The sequence below is a fragment of the Gemmatimonadota bacterium genome (assembly GCA_039715185.1).
Taxonomy (GTDB): Bacteria; Gemmatimonadota; Gemmatimonadetes; order Longimicrobiales; family RSA9; genus DATHRK01.
In genome coordinates this window covers 1-1743 of record JBDLIA010000200.1, presented here as the reverse complement: position 1 = coordinate 1743, position 1743 = coordinate 1, and the positions used below count along the sequence as shown (strand labels likewise).

At 70.0% G+C, this 1743-nt stretch carries 2 protein-coding genes; one reads left to right on the top strand and one right to left on the bottom strand.

All coding sequences use genetic code 11. From position 1 onward, the window contains the following. The coding region (locus ABFS34_16690) for a hypothetical protein (GenBank protein ID MEN8377063.1) at positions 1-281 on the bottom strand (281 nt) is incomplete at its 3' end. A gap of 194 nt (positions 282-475) precedes the next feature. On the opposite strand from ABFS34_16690, the gene ABFS34_16685 reads away from it, so the two are divergent. Further along, positions 476-1743 (top strand): VCBS repeat-containing protein (locus ABFS34_16685; GenBank protein ID MEN8377062.1); only part of this gene is annotated, 1268 nt, incomplete at its 3' end.

Genomic DNA, 1743 nt, shown 5'->3' with positions numbered 1-1743 from the left:
CCCACGTAGTGCTGGTAGACGGTGAACAGCAGCGCCGCGCCCATCGTCAGGGCCAGCGTCAGGTACCCCGCGCGCGGCCGCACGCCGATGAGCCCGAGAGCCACGAACGGCCCGGCGACGATCACCAGGTAGGCGAACGCCAGTTGCCACGCCTGTAGATCCACGCCCAGGCCCCGGTGCGCGACCTCGTGCGCGAGCAGCACGGCGGCGTGCAGCAGGACGACGGTGAAGGCCGGCCGCACGGGAGACGGTGCGGCTTCAGCCGGCAGGCTCTGCTTCATCGGGACTCCCGGTCATTGACGGGGTGCGCGACGGTCCGTCGCACGGCGCAATCTAGCCCGCGTCACAACGCAGCACACGCGCGAGGCATCCCCGCTCGATCACGTTGGCGACCATGCCCGCCCAAGCCGCCGTTGTAGCCATCGTCAGACATACGTTTATTGTCTGTCCGATACGTGTGTTCGCTCGTGGGGACATGAAGAGAAAACTGACCGACGCGCGCCAACTCCGGTTCCGCTGGCGCGAAAGGGGGCCAGTGCTTCCGGCCGCGGCAGTCGCGGCGGCGCTGACAGCCAGCCTCCTGTTCGTATTCGGGTCTGATAAGGCGCAGCCGGTTGGCGCGGCGTTCGCGGCTGCGTCGGTCGCGGCGTTATTCGAGTCGGTGCCGAATGTCGCCCCCACAGAGCATCGCGGGATCTCGCGCGGGGCCGCCTGGGGCGACTACGACGGCGACGGCGACCCGGACCTCTTCGTGACCCACCCCACCTGGGATGGCCCGGTCCAGCACAACGCGCTCTACCGGAACGACGGCGACGGGCGATTCTCCGTCGTCGACATCGAGCCGGGACCGGCCGACGGCTGGGAAGGCGCCGCCTGGATCGACCTGGACGGCGACGGGGACCTCGATTTGCACGTCGTGGGGCGCAACGGGGCGGGGTCGATGCTCTATCGCAACGATGGAGCCGGAGGGCTGGAGCACCTCCGCGACGATCCGTTCGGCGGCCGGATTCGTTCCGCGTCAATGGCCTGCTGGGCCGACGCGGACGGCGACGGGATCCTGGACGTGTTCGTCGCCGGCTATCGCGAGGGCCGGAACGCGCTCTTCCGCGGGCTCGGATCCTGGCGCTTCGATGAGATCGACCTGCCGGACCGCGCGGTCGGGACGGGAACGGCACGGGCCTGCGCGTGGGGTGACCTGGACGGCGACGGCCTGCCGGAGCTGGTCATCGCGAACGCGCGCGAGGCCAACCAACTGCTCCGCAACCGCGGCGGGATGGAGCTGGAGTCCGACTCCTCGACGGGCCTCGAGTCGGACACGACCTACGGCTACGGCCTCTCCTTCGCCGACATCGATGGCGACGGCGCGCGCGACCTGTTCGTGGCCAACTTCGACGCGGACAACTCGGTCTACCGGGGCGGCGCGGGCGAAGGCGGTCCGGACGGATCGCTTCATCGCGTTCCAGACGCTTCCGGCCTTCAGAGCGCGGCCTCCAAAGGGCACGCCTGGGGCGACTTCGACCTGGACGGCCGGATCGACCTGTACCTGGGCAGCGGCACACCCGCGCCCGGCATGTTGAACCGGATCTACCTGGGGGATGCCGCGGGCGGTTTCGACCTGCACGAGGAGGGCGCGGCTGCCGCCGACGCCGACACCTCTTCCGCCGTGGCCGCCGCGGACTACGACCTGGACGGCGACATCGATGTATTCGTCGCCAACTGGGGCAGCGCGGGCTCACCGGATCG